Below are 23,022 nucleotides of genomic sequence, written 5' to 3'. Positions count from 1 at the left end.
CCCCCCCGAATCGAGGATGATGGGTGCCGTGAGCTTCCGCATTCTTCTTGTTGAGGATTCAGCGTTTTTCGCCGCAGCGGTGCGTCGCCAGCTCGAGACCATCGAGGGGGTGACGGTCGATCAGGCCGGCACGCTGGCCGAGACCAAGGCGCTGATCGAGGCCAATCCCGGCCGCTACTCGCTGGCGGTGCTTGACGTCATCTTGCCCGATTCCACCGACGCCGAGGCGGTGGAACTGTGCGCCAAGCTGAAAATCCCCTCGCTGGTCTTCACCAGCATCGTGTCCGAGGATTTTCGCGAGCGGCTGATGTCGATGAACGTCATCGACTACATCATCAAGGACAACCCGGCCAGCCTGTCGATCCTGGCCCAGGTCATCGGCCGCATCCTCAAGAACCGCAACACCAAGGCGATGATCGTCGATGATTCCTCGACGGCGCGCCATTATGTCGGCGACCTGTTGGCCCACTACCAGTTCCAGGTCTTCAAGGCGGCCGGCGGCAAGGAAGCGTTGGAAACCCTGAGCGAGCATCCCGACATCCGCCTGGTGGTCACCGATTTCCACATGCCCAACATGAACGGCGTCGAGATGATCCGCGCCATCCGCCAGAACCACCCGCGCGAGGAATTGTCGATCGTCGGCATCTCGTCGGGCGGCGGCAGCGCCACGGCGGCGATGTTCATCAAGCACGGTGCCAACGACTACATCACCAAGCCGTTCCTGCGCGAGGAATTCTTCTTCCGCATCAACCAGAACATGGACACGCTGGACCTGCTGGGGGCCTATAAGAAGGCGGCCAACCACGACTTCCTGACCGGGCTTTACAACCGCCGCCATCTGACCGAGATCGGCAACAAGCTGTATGCCAGCCAACGGCGCGGCAAGCTGACCCTGGCGTCGATCCTTCTGGACCTCGATTTCTTCAAGGCGGTCAACGACGAGTACGGCCACGACCTGGGCGACGCCGTTCTGGTGGCGGTAGCCGACAAGCTGCGCCAGACCACCCGCGAGACCGACATCGTCGCCCGCATGGGCGGCGAGGAGTTCGGCATCCTGGCGGTCAACCTGGCGCCCGACCACGAGGAAGCCTATTTCGATCGCCTGCGCCAGGCGGTGGCCGAGCTGGCCATCCCGGCCGACGGCAAGATCATCACCATCACCGCCAGTCTAGGCGTGTGCACCAAGCCGTTCGACGCCCTGAAGGACATGCTGCACGCCGCCGACAAGGCGCTTTACCAAGCCAAGGCGCGCGGGCGCAACTGCGTCGTCCGCGCCGATTGAACCCGCCAATCCGAGGAGGAAGCCATGACCGCCTTCAAGACCATTCTGGTCCCCTTGGACGAGCCGTCATCCGCACCGGCTCCGCTGGAAGCGGCGTTCCTGTTGGCCACCCGCTTCAACGCCCACGTCACCGCGCTGCACGTCCGCCCCGACCCCACCTTGATGGTCCCCCTGGTCGGCGAGGGCATGTCGGGCGCGATGGTCGAGGAGATGCTGGGCATGGCCGAGCGTCAGGCCGGCGAGCGGGCCGGCGAGGTTCGCGCCATCTACGATTCGGTCCGCCTGGGCCACCCGCTGCCCGAGGCCACCCGGCCGCCGACCGACGCCGCCTCGTGCGGGTGGCGTGAAATGACCGGGCGCGAGGACGACATCGTCACCCGCCAGGCCAGACTGCACGATCTGATCGTCATGGCCCGCCCGATCGACCACGATTCGGCGGCCGGCAATTCGCTCAACACCGTGCTGCTGGATAGCGGCAAGCCGATCTTGCTGGTGCCGTCGGACAAGCGCACCGACATCGCCAGCCACATTGCCATTGCCTGGAACGGCAGCACCGAGGCGGCCCGCGCCGTCGCCTACGCCCTGCCATTGCTGGCGGTCGCCGCCAAGGTGACCATCCTGACGGCTGCGGAAAAGGGGGGCGAGGCGAGCGCCGGCCAGGAACTGGCGGACCAGTTGGCCTGGCACGGCCTGACGGCCAATGTCCACACCGTCGATGCCGCCCACCATGCCGGGCCGGCCCTGCTGGACAGTGCGCACGCCGTGGGGGCGGACATGCTGATCATGGGCGCCTACACCCACTCGCGCCTGCGCCAACTGATCCTGGGCGGCGTCACCCGCCACGTCATCGGCCACGCCACATTGCCGGTGCTGTTGTGCCATTGACGGCAACGCGATGAAAAAAGGCCGTCCCGGGAAACCGAGACGGCCTTATTTCTTCGGCTTTTGAAACGTCAGGCGGTGGCCGGATTGCCTTCCTCGCCCTCGGGCGCGCCTTCAGCGTCGGACTCGGACTCGCCCTCGCCTTCGCCGTCACCCTCGCCCTGCTGGCCCTCGCCGTTCTCGTCGTCCTCGCCGGTCATTTCCTGCTGGTCGCCCGCCGGGGTCGGCAGGTTCTGCGGGCGGCGCTGGCCGTTGCTCTGGTTGTAGGCGTTGATCAGCCGGAAATAATGCTCGGCATGCTGATAGAAATTCTCGGCGGCGACGCGGTCGCCCTGCGACGAGGCGTCACGCGCCAGCGCCAGGTACTTTTCCATCACCTGATGGGCGTTGCCGCGGATACGGCCCTCGGGACCGTTGGAATCGAAAACCTGGGTGCGGACGTTGATGTGCCGGGGCGCGCCGCCCGAATGGCCGCCGCCACCGGTATGGGTACGATTGGGATTGCCGCCATTGCCGCGGCCGCGGGAGCGTTGCTTGGGATTCACGTGTCCTGCCTTTTCAAATTCAACGTCATGATCTTGCTCATGCGACCACCCCAGCGGACGTCATCGTCCGGAAGGGTCGACAATCCTCGATTTACCGATCGGGAACGTCTGGATCGGCGAAGGCGGAGCGGTAAGCTCGACGCCTGCGGCCTTCAACCGCAGGCACCCTAGCGGGAGTAGGGCTTCTTTCCAATCATTTTTTTACGCAACCGCAATAACGCAGCGGCCGATCCCGGCAAGGTCGGCGACCACATTCGCTCCGCACAGGCCGGCCTGTTCCATCAAAAGGGCGACGGCGCCATCCTGACCCTGGCCGACCTCGAAGGCGACGATGCCGCCGGGGACCACCAAAGCCGCCGTTTGCGGCGCCAGCAGGCGGTAGCAATCCAATCCGTCGGCACCTCCGGCCAAGGCGCCGCGCGGTTCAAAGCGGGCCACTTCCGGTTCCAGCCCGTCGATATCGCCATCGGGGATATAGGGCGGATTCGAGACGATGACGTCGAACGGCCCGACCAGGCCTTCGGTCCAGTTGCCCAGTTGGAAACTGGCGCGGCGGTCAAGATCGTTGGCGCGGGCGTTGGCGGTCGCCACCGCCAGCGCGCCGGCCGAACGGTCGATTCCTAAGCCGGTGGCGTTGAGCAGCTCGCTGAGCAGCGCCAGCAGGATGCAGCCGGTGCCGGTGCCAAGATCCAGCAGTCGCAGCGGCGCCGTGCGATCGTCGATGCGGGCCAGCACCGCCTCGACCAGGGTTTCGGTGTCCGGGCGCGGCGCCAGCGTATCCTTGGTGACCGCCAAATCCAGGGTCCAGAAGCCGCGATGACCCAGCACATGGCTCATCGGTTCGCGCGCCTCGCGCCGGGCGGCCAGTTCCTCCAGCCGGACGGCCTGGACAGGGCTTACCACGGTTTCGGGAAAGGCGGTCAGCCGGCCGGGGGTGACGCCCAGCACTTCGGCCACCAGCAAGCGGGCGTCGAAGCGGGGATCGGATATGCCGGCGGCGGCGAAGCGCTCGGCCAGGGCAGCGACCCAGGCGCCGGCCTGGATCAATCGCCCATCTCCGCCATCCGCTCGGCCTGGTCGGCGGCGATCAGGGCCTCGACCACCTCGTCGAGGGCGGTGCCGTTCATCACCTCGTCGATCTTGTAAAGCGTCAGGTTGATGCGATGGTCGGTGACACGGCCTTGCGGGAAATTATAGGTGCGGATGCGTTCCGAGCGGTCACCCGACCCGACCTGGCTCTTGCGGTTGGCGGCGCGTTCGGCGTCCTTGGCCTCGCGCTCCATCTCGTAAAGGCGGGACCGGAGCAGCTTCAAGGCGGTGGCCTTGTTCTTGTGCTGGCTTTTTTCCTGCTGGCAGGCCACCGCCAGGCCGGTGGGAATGTGGGTGACGCGCACCGCCGAATCGGTGGTGTTGACCGACTGCCCGCCCGAGCCCTGGGACCGGTAGACGTCGAAGCGCAGGTCTTTTTCGTCCAACTGGATATCGACATCCTCGGCTTCCGGCAGCACCGCCACGGTGGCGGCCGAGGTGTGGATGCGCCCGCCCGATTCGGTGGCCGGCACGCGCTGGACCCGGTGGACGCCGGATTCGAACTTCAACCGGGCGAACACGCCGCGCCCGGTGATGGTGGCGGTGGCTTCCTTCATGCCGCCGATACCGGTGTCGTTGGAATCCATCACCTCGAAACGCCACCCCCGGCCCGAGGCATAGCGCTCGTACATGCGAAACAGCTCGGCGGCGAACAGGGCCGCTTCCTCGCCGCCGGTTCCGGCGCGGACTTCCAGGATGGCGTTCTTTTCGTCGGCCTCGTCCTTGGGCAGCAGCATCAGCTGCACCTCGCGCTCGAGCCCGGGCAGGCTTTCCTTCAGGGCGTAATATTCCTCGGCGGCCAACTCCTTCATGTCGGGATCGGCCATCATCTGCTCGGCCTCGGCCATGTCGGCCCGAGCCTTCTTGAGCGCACGCACCGCGTTCGCCACCGGTTCCAGATCCGACAATTCCTTCGACAGCTTGGCGAACGAGGCGCCGTCGCCGGCCGCCAGCATGGCGTGCAGTTCGTCGTGGCGGTAAAGGACCTTGTCCAGTTGGGCTTCCAGGTTCATCTCGTCTCAATCCAATCGGAACAGGGCTTTCAGCGTCTTTTCCATCGCCTTCCACTCGGCGCCTTCGGCCGCCGCCCCCTTCATCGCCTCGGTGGGCGCATGCAGCAGGCGGTTGACCAGCAGGCGGGTGGCGAGCGCAGCATCGGTGCCGGCCTCGGCCAGCACCGCCTCGCGGCTTTCCTCGAAGCGCTGGCGCAGGGCCACGATGGCCGGCACCGCGGCGCGGCCGGCCCGGCCCTTCAGGAAGCCGTTGATTTCATTGTCCAGCACGGTGCGCGCCGCGCGCGCCGCCTGCTCGCGGCCCGAGCGGCCCTCGAGCGCCACCCGTTCCAGGTCGGACAGATCGTACAGGAAGGCGCCGTCCAGGCGGTTGACCGCCGGTTCGATGTCGCCGGGAATGCCGGCATCGACCAGGAAGACCGGCTTGCGACGGCGCTTCTTCAGAGCGGCGCCGATCATGTCGGTGGTCAGTTGGACGGTGCGCCCGCCCATGGAACAGACGACGATGTCGGCCTCGGCCAGCGCCTCGCGCAAGGATTCGAACGGCATGACGTGGGCGTTCAGCGTTTCGGCCAGCGACTCGGCCCGGCTGGCCCGGGGGGCGGTGACCGCCAGCCACGACAAGCCGGCCGCCAACAGGCTTTCCGCCACCAGTTCGCCCATGTCGCCGGCCCCGACCAGCAATCCCTTGGCCCGGCCCAGTTCGCCATGGACTTCGCGCGCCATCTGCACGGCGGCCGCGGCGATCGACACCGGTCCTTCGCCGATGCGGGTCTCGCTGCGCACGATCTTGGCGGCGCCATAGGCGGCCTGCAGCACGGTTTCCAGTTCCGGGCCGACGGTGCCGGCATCGCGGGCCAGGCGGTGGGCGGTCTTGACCTGTCCCAGCACGTGGGGTTCGCCGATCACCAGCGAATCCAGCGAGGCGGTGACGGTGAAGACATGGCGGACCGCGTCGGGACCGGCCCAATCGTAAAGCTGGCCGGACAGCGCCGCCGGGGGCAGCCCGGTGCGGGCGCCGAAGGCCTCGGCCACCAGGCGGGCGCACAGATCGTCGTCGTGATGCGACGCCCACACCTCGACCCGGTCGCAGGTGGACAGCACCAGCGCCTCGTGCAGGCCAGCCGCCTTCAGCCCCCCCAGGAAGGCGCCCACCATGGCATCGTCGATGAACATCTGGTCGCGCAACGACAGTGACGCCGACCGATGGTTGGCGCCCACGACAAGCAGACGGGGGGCGTGGGCCTCGCTCATCGGGCCTGCAGATGCTCCGTCAGACGGTCCAGCGCCACCTCGGTCTGGCTGCCGCTGTCCAGGTCGCGCACGGTGGCGGCGCCGCGCGCCATCTCGTCCTCGCCCAGAATCACCACGGCCCTGGCGCCGGCCTTGTCGGCGCGGGCCATGCGCTTCTTCATATTGCCGGAAAAGCCCAGTTCGACACTGATTCCCGCCGCGCGCAGGCGGTCGGCCAGCACCATCGCCTGGGGCGCGTTGCCCATGGGAACGATGGCCACCGGACGGTCGGTGGCGGCGATGTCGCCCCCCAGCATCGACAGGCGCTCGACGCCCGCGGCCCAACCGATCCCCGGGGTGGCCGGGCCGCCCATCTGGCCGATCAAGCCGTCATAGCGGCCGCCCGCCAGCACGGTTCCTTGGGCGCCCAGCGCGGTGGTGGTGAACTCGAAGGCGGTGTGACAGTAATAATCCAGACCGCGCACCAGCCGGGGATTGACGGTGAACGGCACGCCGATGTCGGTCAGACCCTGGCACAATTGATCGAAATAATCCTTGGCCGACGGCGTCAGGCAATCGGTCATCAAGGGGGCGGCGGCGACGATTTTCTTGTCGCCCTCATCCTTGGAATCCAGAACCCGAAGCGGGTTCTTGTCCAGCCGGTTGCGGCTTTCCTCGGACAGGCCCGAGCGAAACGGGTCCAGATAGGCGATCAGGGCGTTGCGATAGGCCTCGCGGCTTTCCTGGTCGCCCAGGGTGTTCAGTTCCAGCGTCACCTTGTCGCCCAGCCCCAGCGCTTCCAGGAAGCGGAAGCCCATCGACACCGTCTCGATGTCGGCCAGGGGGTCGGCGACGCCCAGGAACTCGACGCCGACCTGATGGAACTGGCGCTGGCGGCCCTTTTGCGGGCGCTCGTGGCGGAACATCGGGCCGCGATAGAACAGCTTCAGCGGCAGCGACTGGGCCAACCCGTTCGAGATGAAGGCCCGGGCCACGCCGGCGGTGCCCTCGGGCCGAAGCGTGATGGATTCGCCCTCCTTCATCGAGAAGGTGTACATCTCCTTGGTGACGACGTCCGAGGTTTCCCCCAGGGTGCGGGCGAAGACTTCGGTGAATTCGAAGATGGGGGTGACGATCTCGCCATAGCCGTAACGGCGGACCAGCTGAAAGGCGGTGTCCTCGACGTGGCGGTGGCGCCGGGAATCGTCGGGCAGCAGGTCGTGGGTTCCGCGAACGGGTTGCAGGCCAGCCAAGATGTCACCCCTTTTGTTTCGCCGCGTCCAGGGACGCCGCCTTACGTTCCACCAATTCGACGATGTGGTCCAGCATCGCCGGACTGTCGATCTTATGATCGGGCGTACCGGCGACATAGACCATGTGGGCCTCGCCGCCGCCGCCGGTCAGGCCGATATCGGTCTCGCGCGCCTCGCCGGGGCCGTTGACGACGCAACCGATGATCGACAGCGTCACCGGGGCGGTGACGTGGGCCAGGCGCTTTTCCAGCGCCTCGACCGTCGAGACCACGTCGAAGCCCTGGCGCGCGCAGGACGGACACGAGACGATGCGCACGCCCCTGGCCCTGATGCCTAAGCTTTTCAGGATTTCATAGCCGACCTTGACCTCTTCCTCGACCGGGGCCGACAGCGACACCCGGATGGTGTCGCCGATGCCGGCCCACAGCAGGTTGCCGATGCCGATGGCCGACTTGACGGTGCCGCCGATCAGGCCGCCGGCCTCGGTGATGCCCAGGTGCAGCGGATAGTCGCAGGCCGCCGCCAGACCCTGATAGGCCGCCACCGCCAGGAACACATCCGACGCCTTGACCGAGATCTTGAACTCGAAGAAATCGTTGTCTTCCAGGATGCGGGCATGTTCCAGCGCGCTTTCCACCAGCGCTTCCGGGCAGGGCTCGCCGAATTTCTCCAACAGATGCTTTTCCAGCGAACCGGCATTGACGCCGATGCGCATCGAACAGCCATGATCCTTGGCCGCGCTGACCACCTCGCGCACCCGGTCGGCGCTGCCGATATTGCCGGGATTGATGCGCAGGCAGGCCGCCCCGGCCTGGGCCGCCTCGATGGCGCGGCGATAATGGAAATGGATGTCGGCCACCACCGGCACATGGACCTGGCGGATGATGTCGGCCAGGGCCTTGGTGGAATCCTCGTCCGGGCACGAGACGCGGACGATATCGACGCCGGCCGCTTCCGCCCGATGGATCTGGGCGACGGTGCCGGCGACGTCGGTGGTCAGCGTGTTGGTCATGGTCTGGACGGTGATGGGCGAATCGCCGCCCACCGGCACCGAGCCGACATGGATCAGACGTGATTTGCGACGGGCGATATGGCGATAGGGACGGGCGGACATCTTGTTCGGGCACCAGGGGTTAGACCGGGCGCCTGATATACCGCATTTGCCCCTGGAAAGTCACCCCGCCGCTGGCAGGTCGAAGGTGAAGCGGCTGCCTTGGCCCACTTCGCTCTCCACCGTGATGGCGCCGCCATGGCGTTCGACGATGCGCTTGACGATGGCCAGGCCGACACCGGTCCCGGAATAGACCTCGCCGTCGCAGGCGCGCTGGAAGATCACGAAGATGCGCTGATGGTTGTCAGGCGCGATGCCGATGCCGTTGTCGGCCACGCTATAGGTGCAGCGGCCGTCGTCCTGATGGCCCGAGATCACCACCCGGGCCGGCTGCCCCGGCTGGCGATATTTCAGGGCGTTGCCGACCAGATTCTGCATCAGTCGGATCAACTGGCCGCGATCGCCGATGGCCGGCGGCAGCGTCCCTTCGATGCTGACCTGCGCGCATTCCTCCTCGATCGCCAAGGACAGCACCACCAAGACTTCGGCGACCAGTTCGTTCATATCGACCGGGGCGAACTCGCCGCCCCTGGTCTCGACACGGGACAAATCCACCAGATCGGAAATCATCCGGCTCATGCGCTGGGCGCCATCGACGGCAAAGCTCATGAAATCCACCCCGTCCTTGTCCAGACGGTCGGAATAACGCCGTTTGATCAGGCCGAGATAGGCGCTGACCATGCGCAACGGTTCTTGCAGGTCATGGGACACCACATAGGCGAAGTCCTGCAGATCGCGGTTCGAGCGGGTCAGGCGTTCCATCAATTCCCCGGTCAGACGCTCGCTTTCCAGCCGTTCCGAAATGTCGTCGAACACCACCACCGCACCAAGGATCTCGCCATCCTCGACGACCGGGGTGGTGCGCAGGCTGACCGCCAATTCGCGACCGTCGGCGCACAGCAGCCGCTCGGTCGAGGTCTGGCGGGCCTTGCCGGAATGAATGGTGGCGCACCCCTTGCCGTCGCCGGGACAGAAATGGCCCCCCCCGTCGCCGCAAAACAGCAACTTGGTCAGCCTTTGGCCGCGCACCTGGTCGGCCGACCAGCCCAGCAGACGCTCGGCGGCGGGATTGAAGAACGTGATGACGCAATTGGGATCGATGCCGACGATGCCCTCGCCGACCGATTGCAGGATCAACTCGTTGTGATGCGACAGGCGCCGGAACTGGCGGTCTTCCTCGACCTCGTCCTGCAGGCGGCGGCGGGTGCGGCGGGCTGCAAACGCGATCCCGACCACCCCCACCACCCAGATGGCCCCATGGGTGGTGAATTGGGCGCGCTCGGCCTTCGCCTGGATGGCGTAGAACCCGTCCAACGGCAGATTGACGCCGATGCCGCCCCTGATATCGCCGGTCTGATAGCCTTGGTCGGCATGGCACTTCAGGCAACCGGGCTCGGTCACCATCGCCCGCATCAGCCGCAATTGCGGCTGGCCGTCGATGGTGACCAACTCGAACACCTCGTCGGTCTCGGAACGCGCGAATTTCTCGAGCGCGGCCTGTTCCCACGGATCGGGCGCATTGTTGGGGTTCAAGGGCTTCAAGCTGGTGATGCGGCCGCGCACGCCATAGGCGTCCGAGAACTCGTCCATCATCTGGCGGACCATATAGGCCGGATTCATCAAGGTCAGCATCCGCCCGGACGGCAAGCTCACCTCGCGGTCGGGCATGTCGGGCAGGTACGGATTGGGGGGCGTGCGTTCGTCGATGGGCACATAGACGCCGCCATGGCGCGTGCCCCAGCGGCGGAAGGAATAATCCTTGTTGAAATGGACACGGGCCTCGCGGGTGGCCAGATCCAGGGTCTGACGCGCCTCGTTGTGCAGGTTCCACGCCAACGAACCGCCAACCAGCGCCGACCACCCGGCCAACAGGCTGAAGATCAGCGCCCGCAAGCGCCGCAGCCCAGGCCCTCCCTGCCGTTCATCGAGCGAAGCCATCGCGCCCCCCTGCTACGCCCCCCATTTCAGTCAGATTACGCCTTTTGTATGCGTTTAGAAAGGGGCATCGACCCTAGACGGCGACAGCAAGCGCAGCCATTACAGCGGCCAACAATCAACCGACAATAATAATATTGATGAGAAATTGGATAAAATTTTATATTATTGTCTTTTTAAATAAAGCTTCGTTGCGTATTAATTCGTACATTACTTATTCATTTATATTTTTGTTGCAACACATTTACCAATGCCATATTTTCAATATCACGGTAGTCATGAGTACAGGGAATTACCCAAGTTATTCACGACGCACCACCGGGGGATGGGCCTCAATTCCGAGCCCTCCGTAGAAAAGGAGAAAAGCCATGTTCATGTTCCGCAAGATCCAGAAGGACGAGTCGGGCGCCACCGCCATCGAGTACGGCCTGATCGCCGCCCTGATCAGCGTTGTCATCGTCACTGCCGTCACGGCCGTCGGCGGCGGATTGAACACCGCTTTCACCGCCATCCAGACCGCCTTGGGCGGCTGATGGCCGGGACGGGCGAAGCCGGCGGCGCGATACCCCGCGCCGCCGCCGCCCGCGAGTAGGACAGACCCTTCTGATCCTCAACTCCCCGGCCTTGGGCTTGCTCGGGGAGTTTTCTTTTTGTGAGATGGAAGCTTAGGGATGGGCGATCTCCTCACAATCGGCGCGGAAGGCGCCTTCGTGGCCATGATGCTGGCCGCGGCGTTCATCGACGGATGCAGCTTCCGGCTGCCCAATCCGCTGACCGCCGGGGTGGCGCTGGCCTTCCTGCCGTGGGCGCTGGGCCGCTTCGACGACCCGTGGCTGCTGCTGGCGCACCTGGCCGCCGGTCTGGTGATCATGGCGGTGGCCGCCCTGGCGTTCGCCCGCAACATCCTGGGCGGCGGCGACGCCAAATTGCTGGCTGCCTGCGCCCTGTGGACCGGTTTCGACGAATTGAGCCGGTTCCTGGTCACCACCAGCCTGGCCGGGGGCGTTCTTGCCCTGGCCGTCTTGTGCCTGCGCCCGGCCGGAGAATCCCGCCGGCTGCCCTACGGCATCGCCATTGCGGCGGGCGGGCTTGATTTCTGGCTGCGCAACAGCGCGGTCCTGTAGCGGGAGGAAGCCATGCGCCCCGTCACCTTGTTCCTGGTCGTCTTCGCCCTGGCGGTGGCCGGCCTGACCGCCTTCCTGGCCAAGCGCTTCCTGGACCAGAACAACCGCCCGGTCGCCGCCGAACGGGTGCTTGAGCCGGCCAAGTCGGTTCTGGTCGCCGCCCGCGACATCGCCGCCGGCACAGCCTTGGCCTCGGCCGACGTGAAATGGCAATCCTGGCCGGTCGACAGCGACGCGTCGCGCTTCCTGGTCAAGGCCGAAGGCTCGGCCGACCCGCTGGCCGCCGCCATCGGCCAGCATGTCCGCCGGCCGCTGGCCGCGGGCGAGCCGATCCGCCGCGAGTTGCTGTTCAAGCCCGGCCAGGCCGGGGTGATGGCCGGCATGCTGACGCCCGGAGCCCGCGCCGTCGCCATCTCGATCGGCGCCAACAACGCCGCGTCCGGCTTCATCTTGCCGGGCGACCGCGTCGATGTGGTGCTGACCGCCGACTTGTCGCGCCTGACCGGGGCCACCCAGCCGCAGCCCGGCATCGCCGCCAAGTTCGCCGCCGAGACCATCCTGACCGACATCCGCGTCCTGGCCATCGACCAGGCGGTCAAGCCCGGCCAGGCCACCGACACCGCCCTGGTCGGCAAGATCGCCCTGCTGGAAGTCACCCCGGATCAGGCCGAGCAACTGGCCACCGCCGGCATGATGGGCGCGCTGAGCCTGTCGCTGCGCAGCCTGGCGGTCGCCCAGGAATCCGCTCCGGCGACGGGGCGCCATTACACCTCGGACACCAGCCTTTCCAAGGCGCTTTCCGCCTATGCCGGCGGCCGCCCGCAACAATCGGGTGGCGGCAGTGGAATCCGCGTCAATCGCGGCGGCAAGCTTTCGGTCGAAGGGAACTGACCATGACCCGCACGCTTCCCCTGATGGCGTTGGCCCTGCTTCTGAGCCTGCCGGCTTCGGCCTCGGAACAGCCGCCCGCCCCCCTTGCCGCGCCCCGCCCCCAGGTCCATCAGGCGCCCTTGTCGGTCATCGCCCTGAAGCCCGGCCAAAAGACACCCAGCGGCCCGGCCCGCCAGGCCCCGGAAGTGATCGGCGTCGCGCTGAACAAGACCACCCAGATCGACCTGCCGGCCGCCGTGCGCGACATCGTCGTCGGCAATCCCGAAGTGGCCGAGGTGCTGGTCCGCTCGAACACCCAATTGTTCCTGCAAGGGCGCAAGATCGGCGACACCAACCTGTTCGTGATGGATTCCGCCGGCCACCTGATCCGCCGGATCGAGGTCAACGTCCATCCCGACACCGACGCCGTCAAGGACGCCCTGGCCCGCCTGCTGCCCGACGACCGCCTGGACGTGGCGGGCACCGGCGACACCCTGGTCCTGTCGGGCTCGGTGCGGTCGGACGGCGTCGCCGCCCAGGCCCGCGCCATCGCCCGGCGCTTCGTGTCGGCCGACGACAAGGTGATCAGCATGATCAAGGTCGCCGCAGACCAGCAAGTGCTGCTGCAGGTCCGCGTCGCCGAGATGCAGAAATCGGTGCTGAAGGAACTGGGCATGACCAACACGCTGACCTCGACCGGTCTGGGCGGCGGCTTGGCCGGCTCCTTGGCGCTGTCGACCACCCCCGTCGGCCTGGGTACCGAGATCGCCGGCGTGGTCACCGCCTCGGCCCTGAACAACCTGACCAACTCGTTGCGCATGCTGGAAAAGCAGGGCCTGGTCAAGAATCTGGCCGAGCCCAACCTGATGGCGGTGTCGGGCGAATCGGCCTCGATGCTGGCCGGCGGCGAATATCCGATCCCGGTCCCCGACAAGGACACCATCAAGATCGAGTACAAGCCGTTCGGCGTGTCGCTGTCCTTCCTGCCGGTGGTGCTGGATTCCGGCGCCATCTCGCTGAAGATCGCCACCGAGGTCTCGGCCCTGTCCTCGACCAACTCGGTCCAGGTGCCGTTCAGCACCGGCACCATCACCATCAAGGCCTTCACCGTGCGCCGGGCCAATTCCACCGTGGAATTGCCGTCGGGCGGCAGCGTGATGATCGCCGGCATGCTGCAAAACGACATCGTCAGCGGCCTGAACGGCATGCCGGGCGCCATGGACATCCCGATCATCGGCTCGCTGCTCCGGTCGTCCAGCTTCCAGCGCGCCGAGACCGAGCTGGTGGTGATGGTGTCGGCCATGCTGGCCAAGCCGGTCGATCCCAAGCAGATCGCCTTGCCCACCGACGGCTTCGCGCCGGCGTCCGACATGGATCAGATATTCCTCGGCAAACTGCACGAGGTCTACGTCAAGCGTCCGCTCGACACCCGCGGCGGCAATCCGCTGCAGGGTCCGGTCGGCTATATCGTGGAGTGACCGTCATGAAGCGCTTCCTTGTCCCGCTCGCCGCCCTGACGCTCGCCGCCTGCGCCCAGCCGGTCGATCTGGCCGATTTCGACACCCGCCTGGCCCACCCGACCAGCGTCCACCGCACCGAGGCCCGCCTGGTGGTCCAGACCCCGCTGCCGGTCGATGATGCCCGCCGCCTGTCGGCCTTTGCCGCCGATTACCTGCGCCGCGGCGCCGGCCCCTTGGAACTGGCGGTGGTGGCGACCGGCGAAGACGATGCCCAGGCCCGCGACAACGCCGAAAAGCTGGCCCAGGAGCTGATGGCGCGCGGCGTGCGCCCCGCCGAGATCAAGGCCCGGCTGGTGTGGGATTCCAAGCCCGGTGATACCGGCATGGCGGTGCTGTCCTATCCGCACCATGTGGCCAAGGCGCCCGAATGCGGCAATTGGACGAATCCGTTGAACTGGAACAACGGCAACCGCAACACCGACAATTTCGGCTGCGCCGTCCAGCGCAACATCGCCCTGATGGCCGCCGACCCGCGCGACCTGGAAACGGCCCGGCCGGTCTCGGGCCGCGACGGCGAGCGCGCCGCCGACATCCTGGGCAAGTACCAGAAGGGCCAGACCATCGCCGCGCCCAAGGAAGTGGGGTCCTACACCACCACCACCACCCAGACCGGCAACACCACCAGCGGCAAGTGACGAGGTTCGCCATGATCCCCAAGCTCACCCTTGACGCCTTCGCCCTTTCGCCCGCGACATCGGCCGCGCTGGAACATTTGCCGGGCGACCGCGCCTTCCTGCGCACCACCCTGGCGATCCAGACCGGCGGCATCCGGGCCGCCACCGCCCATTACGGCCGCCACCCCTCGCCCGATATCCTGGTGGTCGAATCGGATTCCGATGCCGAGGGCTTGATGGCCGAGCTCGAGGCCTTGGCCGAAATGGTCGAGCCCGGCCTGAAGGTCGTGGTCATCGGCACCGTCAACGACATCGCCATCTATCGCCGCCTGATCGGCCAAGGCGTCGCCGACTACCTGCTGGCCCCGATCGACGGCCCCACCCTGGCCGCCAGCGTCAAGGCGCTGTTCCGCGATCCCGCCGCCGCCCCGCGCGGCCGCCTGATCGCCACCATCGGCGCGCGCGGCGGCGCGGGCGCCAGCACCGTCGCCCACAACGTCGCCTGGGCTCTGGCCGATGGCGCCGGCCAGGACGTCGTGCTGGTCGATCTGGACCTGGCTTTCGGCACGGCGGCGCTCGCCTTCAACCTGGAACCGCGCCAGTCGGTGGCCGAGGCCCTGACCCAACCCGACCGCCTGGACGGCGTGCTGCTGGACCGCTTCATGGTCGAACGCGGCGACCATCTGAAGGTGCTGTCGACCGCCGGCAACCTGCGCGACTTCCCCGTAGTGACGGTGGACGCGGTGGAAAAGCTGGTGGACCTGGCGCGCCAGTCGGCGCCCATGGTGGTGCTGGACCTGCCGCATCTGTGGACCGACTGGACCGTCGCCCTGCTGGCCCAGGCCGACGAGGTGCTGGTGGTGGCCCGCCCCGACCTGGCATCCTTGCGCGATTGCCGCAACCTGTTGGACCAATTATCCACCCGGCGCGGCGGCGAGACCGGCCTGCGCCTGGTGCTGAACCAGCGCGACGCCGCCCGCAAGGTCCAGTTGACCGCCGCCGATTTCCAGGACACCTTGAAGATCAAGCCGACCGCCTGCCTGGCCTATGAGCCGCAGGCCGTGGGCGAGGCGGCCAATGCCGGCCAGATGATCGCCGAAAGCTGCGGGCGCAACCACCGCTTAAGCCAGGCCTTCAGCGATCTGGCCGCCACGATCGCCGGCCGCCCCCTGCCGGCCCGAGCCGCCAAGGGCCTGTCGGCCGACCGTCTGAACGAATTGTTTCGCCGCCTGATCCCGTCCAAGGCCACCGCCTGATCGAAGGATTTCATCGATGTTCGGCCGCCGCGCCAGCCCCGCTCCCTCCCGACCCGCCGCGCCGGTGCGCGACGACAAGGTCGTGGCGGCGGCGCCGGCTGCGGTGACGGCCGAGCCCGACCAGCGCCTGCAGGCCCTGAAGGCGACCATCTTCGCCGACCTGATCGACGCGGTCGATGTCGCCGAGCTGGCCCGGCTGGATCGCGGTTCAGTGCGCGAGGAAATCGGCGACATCATCGCCGAGATCATCACCATGCGCCAACTGACGCTGTCGGCGGCCGAGCAGCACAGTGTGGTGGCGGAAATCTGCGACGACGTGCTGGGCCTGGGGCCGCTGGAGCCGCTGCTGGCCCGCGACGACATCGCCGACATCATGGTGAACGGCCATGACAAGGTCTATATCGAGACCGACGGCCAGATCCAGCTGACCGACATCAAGTTCCGCGACAATGCCCAATTGATGAATATCTGCCAGCGCATCGTCTCGGCGGTCGGCCGGCGCGTCGATGAATCCAGCCCGATCTGCGACGCCCGCCTGGCCGACGGCTCGCGCGTCAACGTCATCGCGCCGCCCTTGGCCATCGACGGCCCGACGCTGACCATCCGCAAGTTCAAGCGCGACAAGCTGACCTTGGAAAAGCTGGTCGGCTTCGGCTCGATCAATCCGGCCGGGGCCAGGCTTTTGCAGATCATCGGGGCGTGCCGCATCAACACCATCGTCTCGGGCGGCACCGGCTCGGGCAAGACCACGCTGCTCAACTGCCTGACCCGCTATATCGACGAGGGCGAGCGCATCGTCACCTGCGAGGACGCCGCCGAGCTGCAATTGCAACAGCCCCACGTGGTGCGGCTGGAAACCCGGCCGCCCAACCTGGAAGGGGTCGGCCAGATCACCATGCGCGACCTGGTCAAGAACTGCCTGCGCATGCGGCCCGAACGCATCATCGTGGGCGAGGTGCGCGGCCCCGAGGCGTTCGACCTGTTGCAGGCGATGAATACCGGCCATGACGGGTCCATGGGCACCATCCACGCCAACAACCCGCGCGAGGCCATCAGCCGCATCGAAAACATGATCGCCATGGGCGGCTATAACCTGCCGGCCAAGACGGTGCGCGAACACATCGCCGGCGCCGTGCAGGTGATCGTCCAGGCCGCCCGCCTGCGCGACGGCTCGCGCCGCATCACCCACATCACCGAGGTCATGGGGATGGAAGGCGAGGTGGTGACGCTGCAGGACCTGATGGTGTTCGAAATCACCGGCGAGGACGCGCAAGGGCGCATCCTGGGCCGGCACCGTTTCACCGGCCTGCGTCCCGGCTTCTGGGAACGGGCCCGCTATTTCGGCCGCGAGCGCGAACTGGCCGAAGCGTTGGAGGACAGCCATGCCTGACCGCCAAGCCCAAGTGGTGATGGACAGCCTGATCGAGGTGCTGAGCCTGGTGCCGACCTCGGTGCTGATGCTGGTGCTGGTCCTGCTGGCGGCGCTGATCGCGGCCGGGGCGCTGATGGTCCAACACCTGACCGGGCCGCGCGCACGCCTGAAGCGGCGCATCGGCGCCATCACCGGCCAGGGCGACAAGGCCCGCCCGCTGGCCGCCGGCCCCCGGAAGCGCAACGTCGCCGCCAAGCTGAAGGCGGTCGAGGAAACCCGCCAATCCACCAGCCGCACCGGCCGTCTGCGCCAGGCGCTGATCCATGCCGGCCTGACCATCACGCCGGCCCGCTTCGTGGTGATGTCCATCGCCGCCGGCTTGGCCCTGACCGCGCTGTGGTGGCTGGCCCGCCTGCCGGCCCTGGGCCTGCCGCTGATCCTGGTCACCGGACTGCTGGGCCTGCCGAAACTGACCTTGAGCATCCTGATCAACCGCCGCCGCGCCAGCTTCAACGCCTTGTTCGCCGATGGGCTGGACATCATCATTCGCGGCGTGCGTTCGGGCCTGCCGCTGGGCGAGTGCCTGATCATCGTCGGCCGCGAGATGCCGGACCCGGTCGGCGAGGAATTCCGCCTGATCACCGAGGGCGTGCGGCTGGGCCTGACGCTGGACGAATGCCTGGCCCGCACCGTCGATCGCATGCCGACGCCGGAATTCCGGTTCTTTTCCATCGTGCTGTCGATCCAGCAGACCACCGGCGGCAATCTGGCCGAGACCTTGTCCAAGCTGGCCGACGTCCTGCGCAGCCGCAAGAAGATGCGCGACAAGGCCCAGGCGATGTCGAGCGAGGCCAAGGCCTCGGCCGGCATCATCGGCTCGTTGCCCATCGCGGTGGGCTCGCTGCTGGCGGTGATCGCGCCGCAATATATCGGCCTTTTGTTCACCACCAATGCCGGCAACCTGATGCTGGCCATCGGCGGCCTGATGATGGTCATGGGCGGACTGGTGATGCGCCGCATGATCCATTTCGACATGTAGGAGGCGGCGATGTCCCTGACCCTGCCCGACCTGATCACCGCCTTGTCCTTCCTGGCGGCCTTTTCCTCGGTGCTGGCGGTGGGCCTGCCGCTGCTGATCCGTAGCCAGCGCGGCTCGCGCCTGAAGGCGGTGGCCGCCCAACGCGAGACCTTGTCGCAATCCCGGCTGGCCGGCTTCAACACCCGCGCCCGCCTGCAGCCCCATCGCCATGAAGGCCTGGTCAAGGCCTTGCTGGCCAAGTTGAAGCTGTCGGCCTGGCTGGACGACCGCAATCTTCGCCGCCGCCTGGCCCAGGCCGGTTGGCGCGGTCCATCGACCATGCTGAACTTCCTGTTCGCCCGCCTGGCCTGCCCGGTCGGCTTCCTGGCCCTGTCGCTGCTTTATGTCTCGGGGGTGTTCGCCGACAAGCCGAGCATCATGAAGCTGGCGATGGTGGCGGGGGCGACCTGGTTCGGCGCGGTGCTGCCGGCGATCTTGCTGACCAACGCCATCCAGAAGCGCCAGCAGGTGCTGACCCGGGCCTTCCCCGACGCGCTGGACCTGATGGTGATCTGCGTCGAGGCCGGCCTGTCCATCGAGGCCGCCTTCGCCCGGGTCACCGCCGAAATGGCCGACAGCAGCCCGGAAATGTCGGAAGAGATCGGTCTGACCGGGGCGGAACTGGCCTTCCTGTCCGACCGCCGCCAGGCCTTCGAGAATTTCGCCGACCGCACCGGCCTGGCTGCGGTGAAAAGCCTGACCACCACATTGCTGCAGGCCGAGAAATACGGCACGCCGGTTTCGGTGGGTCTCAGGGTCTTAAGCCAGGAAAACCGCGACGCCCGCCTGACCGCGGCCGAGAAGAAGGCCGCCGCGCTGCCGGCCAAGCTGACGGTGCCGATGATCCTGTTCTTCCTGCCGGTCCTGTTCCTGGTCATCGCCGGCCCGGCCGGCATCCAGGTGGCCGGAATGATGAAATAGGCCCCGATCCCGCGCGTGCGGGAAAACTCCGCCAGACGGTCGGGCCGCCGCCCGAGTCTAGCCCGCCAGGGCGCGCACCTCGTCCAGGCGTTCTGATGGGACCGCCGCGGTTCGCGCCCAGGCCTCGAAACGCTCCCGGCAGGCATCGAGTCCGCCGGCATCGTCGATGATCCGGGCCATCAGGGTCGGTTCGCCGGCCAGCAGCGACACGCCCTCGGCAAACGACACCAGCAGCCAGTCGCCTTCTGGGCCGAACGCCGCCATCGGCCGGCCGGCCAGTTCCTCGATCTCCAGGGCGGCAGCCCGGGCCGGGGCGCACCAGAAATCGTCGCCGTCCAAGGCCGCCATCCCGACATCCCAACGGTCATCGCCGGTCAGGATGAACAGCCATGAATTGTATTCCTCCAGGACCGGGGGGGCGCCGTCGCGGATGACCTCGTCCTTGGCCCCGTCGGTGGCCAAATGGCCGCGCAGGGGAAGCGTCGTCCAATTGGGCACCACGCCGGCCAGGGGGTGCGTCCGGTCCGGGACAAGGCGATCAAGCAGCGGAATCCAGCGCTGCCGCATTTCGTCCTCGTCCGGCCGGCGCTTGAAGTATTCGCCTTGATTGGGATAGGGAGCCGGAACCCAGCCACAGGTCCGATAGACGACCTCACGGAAGGCGGGCGGCCACGGCGCCATCTCGTCGCCCCAGCGCTGGCCCAGATCGAATTGATGCAATCGGCGGCGCAGGAAGTCCTCGCCGCCGGCATGGTGCAGATAGGCGTCGATGAACGTCGGCTCACCTCCGACGAAACTGATGAGCCCGGGCAAGCAGCACAGCACGCCCCAATCGGCATGGCGGTCGAACAAAAAGAAATCAACGATATACTTGTATAGTTCCGGCCCGACAATTTCGAGAGCGGCCAAATCCGGTGCTACCAGCCAAGATTCATCCACGAGGTTTACGCAAAAGACGTCGCGACCGAGGGAGCGCAACGTCTTGAGCAACGGCGCCTCATCGTATTCGGTCGCCCGGCCGTCATGATGATAGGGAAAACGGGGGGTACGACCATAGGATACATAATTCAGTAGTGGCAGAAACCGCCATCCCGGGTGAAGCGACGTTTCTCCCTTTTCCCACGCCACAACTCGGCTCCAGCCCTCCCCGAATACCCGGTTCCGGAAGGGCTCCCATGTCTCCGCATACTCGTCTGGCCGCAGGGACCGAACCAAATCCATTTAGTGCCGCCTTTTGATGTGGAACTTGTCCTTTCCGCTTTCGACTACGGCATCAACGGTGGGGCGCCTTTCCGCTGACGATTCTGGGCGGAAAGTATACTTGATTCCGGTTTTGGGGTCGGTAAACGTCTTCATGCCGTCCCCAACGTCTCTCACAGCCGTTGCCGGGACTCCGGCTTGAGTTCGCGCCTCGTCGAACTCCTTCATCGCCCCGGCAATTCCGCCGCGCCCGGCATCGACAACCACGCCTTCGTCACCGAAGGCGGTGGTTTTGCCGGTCTTGATCATCTCATTTTCGATCTTTGCGCGCAACTCCGGGTCCTTGACCACCCGGTCCAGGCCGCCGCGGGTCTTGTCGTGAAGCGGCGCGCCGTTGGTATGGTCCAGTTGCTGGTGCGGTTCCAGCGTCTTTAGCTCCATCGGCTCCGGCTTCCTCGGCGGCTCGGCCGGGCGACCTTCCAGGTCGGGGACCTTCGGCGGCTGGGCCGGACTGGGCGGCAGCGGCGGGACCGGCTGGGGCGGCACCGAGGGCGGCGTACCGGGCTGGGCCTGCGGTTGCGACGGGTCAGGGCCTTTGAGGATTTGCGGCTTGCCGGCCTCGGGATCGACAACGATGGTCTGGTTGGACGATGGTCCGGCGGCGCCCTGGTTTTCGCGTTGCTTCTTGACCGCTTCCTCGTACCACATCAGCGCTCCGGCGGCGCCGGGCACTGCCGCGCCGCCGCGCCCCAGCCCGCGCAGGATTTGGGCAGCCTGAGCCGTCTGCACGGGCGGTTCTTGACCGCTTGTCGGAGGTGCCTCGCCCGCCGGCGGCGATGCCGTCTCGGCTGGCGACACCGCGTCCGGCTCGGCATCGCTCATCGTCTTGCTATCGGCCATGGCCGTCTGCACCGGCTCGGGATTCTTGAACAAAGGCGCCTTGTCATCGTCGGGCAGTTGGTCGGCCAGCACCCCCAGAGGGCGCGGAGATGGCGGGTCGCCGCCCAGCAGGGCCTTGGCGTGGTCACCGGGCAGTTGCTTGACGATGTCGTGCAAGATGGCGTCGGCGCGGTCGCGGCCCGAGGTGGCGTTGATCTGTTCGGCCAGATCGTAAACGGTGGGATGGGCATCCGGCCCGGCCTCTTTGACGTAATTGGCGTAGATGCGGCCAAGATCGCCATTGGTATTGGTCCGGGTCAGAACATCGGCGCTGTCGGCGTTGAAGGCCTGGCTTTGCTCGTCCAGTTCCAACGGCTGGCCCGGCTTGGGCAGCGACAGCCGCGCCGGGCGCAGGTTCAGCAGGCCGGGCTCGCCCATTCTCAGCCGGTCGTGATGGTCGTCCACCTGAGACGGCGTCGGCGGGGTGGCGTCGCCCATCAGGCCGCCGGTGGTCCGCTGCAGACTGCCGATGGTCGGGCCATTGGGCTTCAGCAGCCCATCGACCTTCAGGCCCTGGTCGGACTGGTAATCCTTCACCGCCTTCTCCGGCCGCTCGCCCCACAAGCCCAACGGGCCGTCGGTCTTGGTCAGGTCGAGATGGCCGCTATTGCCCAACAGCGTCTCGACCTTGATCACATCCTCGCGGCGGTTGGGCTGATCCGGTCCCACCGGGGCGCCCAGGGAAAAGTAATCATTGTCGAAGGCCTGGCGTCCGCCGGAGAAAAAGTTCATCATTTGTTCCCTTCAAGGCCAAAAGAAAACGGCCGCAGGGCCGCCTAAAACTATAGGACCGTATGCCAGATTTGCCGGCCCGCGTCAAGGAACAATGTCCTTTCGCCACCCCCCTTCCCTATTCCCGCGCCATCCCCGCCGGCGGGAAGCGGTCGCGGATGTGGCGCCATAATTCGTCGCGGACCTGGCGATAGGCATCCAGTCGCATCTCGCGGCTGCCTTCCACCGCCGTCGGGTCGAAGGTCGGCCAATATTCCACCTCGCAGGCGAAATGGCGGACCAGATCGACCGCCTTGTGCTGGGCCTCTGGGCTCAGCGACACCACCACGTCGAAGCTGGAATCTTCCAACTCGTCGAAGGTCCGGGGCTTGTGGCGCGAGACGTCGATGCCGATCTCGTCCATCACCGCCACCACGAAGGGGTCCAGCTCGCCATGCTTGACGCCGACCGAATCGACGAAGACCCGCTTGCCGTGCAGGCGCTTCATGATGCCTTCGGCCATCGGCGACCGCACGGCGTTGAAGGTGCAACAAAAGAGAACGGCGCCCGGAAGATCCCCCGCCACCGCCGCTACCCTCGGATATGCAGGACGCAGATCAGGGTGAACAGCCGGCGCGCGGTGTCGAAATCGACGTCGATCCGCCCGGCCAGCCGGTCGCGCAGCAATTCCGAGCCCTCGTTGTGCAGGCCGCGCCGCCCCATGTCGATGGCCTCGATCTGCGACGGCAGCGCCGTCTTGATGGCGCTGTAATAGCTTTCGCAGACCAGGAAATAATCCTTCACGATGGACTGGAACTGCTTCAGCGGCAGCGGCACCTGGGTCAGCGGCTGGTCGTCGGGCTGGCGGACGTCGAAGATCAGCCGGTTGTCCTCGAGCCGAAGATGCAGATGATAGGGACCCGTGAAGTCGCCGCCCTGGGGAGCGAAATAATTCTCCTCCAACAGGTCGTAGATGGCGATGTTGCGCTCGTGCTCGACCTCGGGCTTTCTGCGCACCATGGTCTTTTCGTCGAGCTGGATGTGACCCAGCCGTTGCCGATGCGGCATCTTGGG

The 23,022-nt window shown here is 66.6% G+C and carries 22 protein-coding genes; 11 read left to right on the top strand and 11 right to left on the bottom strand.

The window, feature by feature from the left end:
- Nucleotides 1-28: 28 nt before the first annotated feature.
- Both MTBLM5_RS15870 and MTBLM5_RS15865 read left to right on the top strand, forming a co-directional pair.
- Nucleotides 29-1,282 carry a diguanylate cyclase gene (locus tag MTBLM5_RS15870; RefSeq protein ID WP_173977035.1) on the top strand — a complete coding sequence of 418 codons (1,254 nt, stop codon included), beginning with the start codon at nucleotides 29-31 and terminating at the stop codon, nucleotides 1,280-1,282.
- A 24-nt stretch (nucleotides 1,283-1,306) separates the two neighbouring features.
- The gene (locus MTBLM5_RS15865; RefSeq protein ID WP_173977034.1) at nucleotides 1,307-2,167 is read left to right on the top strand and encodes a universal stress protein; all 861 of its coding nucleotides are present in this window, start codon (nucleotides 1,307-1,309) and stop codon (nucleotides 2,165-2,167) included.
- A 68-nt stretch (nucleotides 2,168-2,235) separates the two neighbouring features.
- Here MTBLM5_RS15865 and MTBLM5_RS15860 read toward each other — a convergent pair whose 3' ends face one another.
- The 7 genes from MTBLM5_RS15860 to MTBLM5_RS15830 all read right to left on the bottom strand — a co-directional run bounded on the left by MTBLM5_RS15860 (nucleotide 2,236) and on the right by MTBLM5_RS15830 (nucleotide 10,346).
- A complete protein-coding gene (locus tag MTBLM5_RS15860) occupies nucleotides 2,236-2,709 on the bottom strand; it encodes a DUF4167 domain-containing protein (RefSeq protein WP_173977033.1) in 474 nt (157 codons plus the stop codon).
- Between the two features lie 201 nt (nucleotides 2,710-2,910).
- Nucleotides 2,911-3,756: a peptide chain release factor N(5)-glutamine methyltransferase gene (gene prmC / locus MTBLM5_RS15855; protein WP_173977032.1), complete on the bottom strand. Its 846-nt coding sequence runs from the start codon at nucleotides 3,754-3,756 to the stop codon at nucleotides 2,911-2,913.
- Entirely contained in the window at nucleotides 3,753-4,811 is a 1,059-nt protein-coding gene (gene prfA / locus MTBLM5_RS15850) for a peptide chain release factor 1 (RefSeq protein WP_173977031.1), read from the bottom strand. The genes prmC and prfA overlap by 4 nt, the downstream gene beginning before the upstream one ends.
- 6 nt (nucleotides 4,812-4,817) lie before the next feature.
- Entirely contained in the window at nucleotides 4,818-6,065 is a 1,248-nt protein-coding gene (gene hemA, locus MTBLM5_RS15845) for a glutamyl-tRNA reductase (protein ID WP_173977030.1), read from the bottom strand.
- A complete protein-coding gene (hisS, locus tag MTBLM5_RS15840; protein ID WP_173977029.1) occupies nucleotides 6,062-7,297 on the bottom strand; it encodes a histidine--tRNA ligase in 1,236 nt (411 codons plus the stop codon). The genes hemA and hisS overlap by 4 nt, the downstream gene beginning before the upstream one ends.
- A 4-nt stretch (nucleotides 7,298-7,301) precedes the next feature.
- Nucleotides 7,302-8,411 (bottom strand): flavodoxin-dependent (E)-4-hydroxy-3-methylbut-2-enyl-diphosphate synthase, encoded by a 1,110-nt coding sequence (gene ispG / locus MTBLM5_RS15835; protein ID WP_173977028.1) that lies wholly within the window; start codon nucleotides 8,409-8,411, stop codon nucleotides 7,302-7,304.
- A gap of 60 nt (nucleotides 8,412-8,471) precedes the next feature.
- Entirely contained in the window at nucleotides 8,472-10,346 is a 1,875-nt protein-coding gene (locus MTBLM5_RS15830; RefSeq protein ID WP_173977027.1) for an ATP-binding protein, read from the bottom strand.
- A 365-nt stretch (nucleotides 10,347-10,711) separates the two neighbouring features.
- Between MTBLM5_RS15830 and MTBLM5_RS15825 the strand changes: the two genes are divergently transcribed.
- From MTBLM5_RS15825 to MTBLM5_RS15785, 9 genes are all read left to right on the top strand, one after another.
- Nucleotides 10,712-10,876 carry a Flp family type IVb pilin gene (locus MTBLM5_RS15825; protein ID WP_068502005.1) on the top strand — a complete coding sequence of 55 codons (165 nt, stop codon included), beginning with the start codon at nucleotides 10,712-10,714 and terminating at the stop codon, nucleotides 10,874-10,876.
- A gap of 138 nt (nucleotides 10,877-11,014) precedes the next feature.
- Nucleotides 11,015-11,467, top strand: coding sequence for a prepilin peptidase (locus tag MTBLM5_RS15820; RefSeq protein WP_173977026.1), 453 nt, complete (start codon nucleotides 11,015-11,017; stop codon nucleotides 11,465-11,467).
- 12 nt (nucleotides 11,468-11,479) lie between these two features.
- Nucleotides 11,480-12,358, top strand: coding sequence for a Flp pilus assembly protein CpaB (gene cpaB / locus MTBLM5_RS15815; RefSeq protein ID WP_173977025.1), 879 nt, complete (start codon nucleotides 11,480-11,482; stop codon nucleotides 12,356-12,358).
- A 2-nt stretch (nucleotides 12,359-12,360) separates the two neighbouring features.
- Nucleotides 12,361-13,815, top strand: coding sequence for a type II and III secretion system protein family protein (locus MTBLM5_RS15810; RefSeq protein ID WP_173977024.1), 1,455 nt, complete (start codon nucleotides 12,361-12,363; stop codon nucleotides 13,813-13,815).
- A 5-nt stretch (nucleotides 13,816-13,820) separates the two neighbouring features.
- A complete protein-coding gene (locus tag MTBLM5_RS15805; protein ID WP_173977023.1) occupies nucleotides 13,821-14,492 on the top strand; it encodes a CpaD family pilus assembly lipoprotein in 672 nt (223 codons plus the stop codon).
- 11 nt (nucleotides 14,493-14,503) lie between these two features.
- Nucleotides 14,504-15,727 (top strand): AAA family ATPase, encoded by a 1,224-nt coding sequence (locus tag MTBLM5_RS15800; RefSeq protein ID WP_173977022.1) that lies wholly within the window; start codon nucleotides 14,504-14,506, stop codon nucleotides 15,725-15,727.
- A 16-nt stretch (nucleotides 15,728-15,743) separates the two neighbouring features.
- On the top strand, nucleotides 15,744-17,117 hold the full coding sequence (locus MTBLM5_RS15795) for a CpaF family protein (RefSeq protein ID WP_173977021.1): 1,374 nt from the start codon (nucleotides 15,744-15,746) through the stop codon (nucleotides 17,115-17,117).
- On the top strand, nucleotides 17,110-18,138 hold the full coding sequence (locus MTBLM5_RS15790) for a type II secretion system F family protein (RefSeq protein WP_254431090.1): 1,029 nt from the start codon (nucleotides 17,110-17,112) through the stop codon (nucleotides 18,136-18,138). The genes MTBLM5_RS15795 and MTBLM5_RS15790 overlap by 8 nt, the downstream gene beginning before the upstream one ends.
- 9 nt (nucleotides 18,139-18,147) lie before the next feature.
- Nucleotides 18,148-19,098: a type II secretion system F family protein gene (locus MTBLM5_RS15785; protein ID WP_173977020.1), complete on the top strand. Its 951-nt coding sequence runs from the start codon at nucleotides 18,148-18,150 to the stop codon at nucleotides 19,096-19,098.
- 57 nt (nucleotides 19,099-19,155) lie between these two features.
- On the opposite strand, the gene MTBLM5_RS15780 is transcribed toward MTBLM5_RS15785, so the two are convergent.
- From MTBLM5_RS15780 to MTBLM5_RS15765, 4 genes are all read right to left on the bottom strand, one after another.
- Entirely contained in the window at nucleotides 19,156-19,950 is a 795-nt protein-coding gene (locus tag MTBLM5_RS15780; RefSeq protein ID WP_173977019.1) for a hypothetical protein, read from the bottom strand.
- Between the two features lie 369 nt (nucleotides 19,951-20,319).
- A complete protein-coding gene (locus MTBLM5_RS15775; RefSeq protein ID WP_217425046.1) occupies nucleotides 20,320-21,969 on the bottom strand; it encodes a peptidoglycan-binding protein in 1,650 nt (549 codons plus the stop codon).
- Nucleotides 21,970-22,087: 118 nt separating this feature from the next.
- Nucleotides 22,088-22,534, bottom strand: coding sequence for an arsenate reductase ArsC (locus MTBLM5_RS15770; RefSeq protein ID WP_173977017.1), 447 nt, complete (start codon nucleotides 22,532-22,534; stop codon nucleotides 22,088-22,090).
- A 5-nt stretch (nucleotides 22,535-22,539) separates the two neighbouring features.
- Nucleotides 22,540-23,016, bottom strand: coding sequence for a UPF0262 family protein (locus MTBLM5_RS15765; protein WP_173977016.1), 477 nt, complete (start codon nucleotides 23,014-23,016; stop codon nucleotides 22,540-22,542).
- Nucleotides 23,017-23,022 lie beyond the last annotated feature (6 nt).

This window comes from Magnetospirillum sp. LM-5 (genome assembly GCF_902729445.1).
Classification (GTDB): Bacteria; Pseudomonadota; Alphaproteobacteria; order Rhodospirillales; family Magnetospirillaceae; genus Magnetospirillum.
Note: the sequence above shows the minus strand (reverse complement) of the source record. Positions and strands in the feature narration are given on the sequence as shown.

Excerpts from the sequence above, each read along its gene's own strand:
- MTBLM5_RS15800 (WP_173977022.1), top strand. The coding sequence starts at position 14,504 with ATGATCCCCAAGCTCACCCTTGACGCCTTCGCCCTTTCGCCCGCGACA.
- ispG (WP_173977028.1), bottom strand. The coding sequence starts at position 8,411 with ATGTCCGCCCGTCCCTATCGCCATATCGCCCGTCGCAAATCACGTCTG.
- MTBLM5_RS15820 (WP_173977026.1), top strand. The coding sequence starts at position 11,015 with ATGGGCGATCTCCTCACAATCGGCGCGGAAGGCGCCTTCGTGGCCATG.
- hemA (WP_173977030.1), bottom strand. The coding sequence starts at position 6,065 with ATGAGCGAGGCCCACGCCCCCCGTCTGCTTGTCGTGGGCGCCAACCAT.
- MTBLM5_RS15830 (WP_173977027.1), bottom strand. The coding sequence starts at position 10,346 with ATGGCTTCGCTCGATGAACGGCAGGGAGGGCCTGGGCTGCGGCGCTTG.
- MTBLM5_RS15790 (WP_254431090.1), top strand. The coding sequence starts at position 17,110 with ATGCCTGACCGCCAAGCCCAAGTGGTGATGGACAGCCTGATCGAGGTG.
- MTBLM5_RS15865 (WP_173977034.1), top strand. The coding sequence starts at position 1,307 with ATGACCGCCTTCAAGACCATTCTGGTCCCCTTGGACGAGCCGTCATCC.
- prfA (WP_173977031.1), bottom strand. The coding sequence starts at position 4,811 with ATGAACCTGGAAGCCCAACTGGACAAGGTCCTTTACCGCCACGACGAA.
- MTBLM5_RS15795 (WP_173977021.1), top strand. The coding sequence starts at position 15,744 with ATGTTCGGCCGCCGCGCCAGCCCCGCTCCCTCCCGACCCGCCGCGCCG.
- MTBLM5_RS15775 (WP_217425046.1), bottom strand. The coding sequence starts at position 21,969 with ATGAACTTTTTCTCCGGCGGACGCCAGGCCTTCGACAATGATTACTTT.
- MTBLM5_RS15765 (WP_173977016.1), bottom strand. The coding sequence starts at position 23,016 with ATGCCGCATCGGCAACGGCTGGGTCACATCCAGCTCGACGAAAAGACC.
- MTBLM5_RS15810 (WP_173977024.1), top strand. The coding sequence starts at position 12,361 with ATGACCCGCACGCTTCCCCTGATGGCGTTGGCCCTGCTTCTGAGCCTG.
- cpaB (WP_173977025.1), top strand. The coding sequence starts at position 11,480 with ATGCGCCCCGTCACCTTGTTCCTGGTCGTCTTCGCCCTGGCGGTGGCC.
- MTBLM5_RS15805 (WP_173977023.1), top strand. The coding sequence starts at position 13,821 with ATGAAGCGCTTCCTTGTCCCGCTCGCCGCCCTGACGCTCGCCGCCTGC.
- MTBLM5_RS15785 (WP_173977020.1), top strand. The coding sequence starts at position 18,148 with ATGTCCCTGACCCTGCCCGACCTGATCACCGCCTTGTCCTTCCTGGCG.
- MTBLM5_RS15825 (WP_068502005.1), top strand. The coding sequence starts at position 10,712 with ATGTTCATGTTCCGCAAGATCCAGAAGGACGAGTCGGGCGCCACCGCC.